This is a genomic window from Polaromonas sp. P3_C2 (assembly GCF_056402675.1).
On record NZ_JBFUGX010001212.1, the window covers coordinates 1 to 628 of the forward strand.

Here is a 628-nt window from a genome sequence, read left to right on the forward strand (position 1 = left end):
ATCGGTTCACGTTAACAAAAAAAACGCCAATTCAATACCTTGTTTTTGCGTTGGCCATAGTCTTTCCGTTGCTTACCCTCTGGGCGCTTGTTGTTTGCGGCAGGTCTAAACTCAAAGGCCGAAAGTGGCCGTGGGTACTGTTCGTTATGCTTGGGTTTGGAAAGTTTGCAGTGAACTGGACAACTGGCGAATGGAGTTTCGCGCCCTTGTCCTTACAGCTATTTAGTGCGGGAGCGTTTGCCCCCTTGTACGGGCAATGGACCGTTGCGATTGCTCTTCCGATCGGCGCAATTACTTTTTTGATACTCAGGAAAAAGCTAAGTGTTGCAGCAATTGCAACCTAGCTGGTCGGCCCACTCGGACACACAGCAGCAGATTCCTGCTGCGCGGCGCTTGCTACGTGCCGGTGGTCTCAAACGATAGACCCCGAGGAAACACAATGCGAGTGCTCCGTGAGAAGTCCGCTTTGTGAATGGGTGGGCGCATCGCCGTTGCCACCTGTAGCCGGTTCAAAAGTAGGCATCGCGTTGTCGACGATCGGAACTGAACCAATCCACGGCCTTCGCCACAAGCCCACGACAAGTACTAACGGTTGGTACTTCTGGTCCGGAGGTGAACCGTCAGAAGC

The 628-nt window shown here is 53.0% G+C and carries 2 protein-coding genes; both read left to right on the top strand.

What is annotated here, in order from left to right; all coding sequences use genetic code 11:
- A partial coding sequence (locus tag AC1DWI_RS25660; protein WP_477726255.1) for a hypothetical protein occupies positions 1-344 on the top strand: 344 nt, incomplete at its 5' end.
- A gap of 132 nt (positions 345-476) precedes the next feature.
- Positions 477-628, top strand: a 152-nt coding sequence (locus AC1DWI_RS25665; RefSeq protein ID WP_477726256.1) for an immunity protein Imm33 domain-containing protein, incomplete at its 3' end; no start/stop codon positions are given.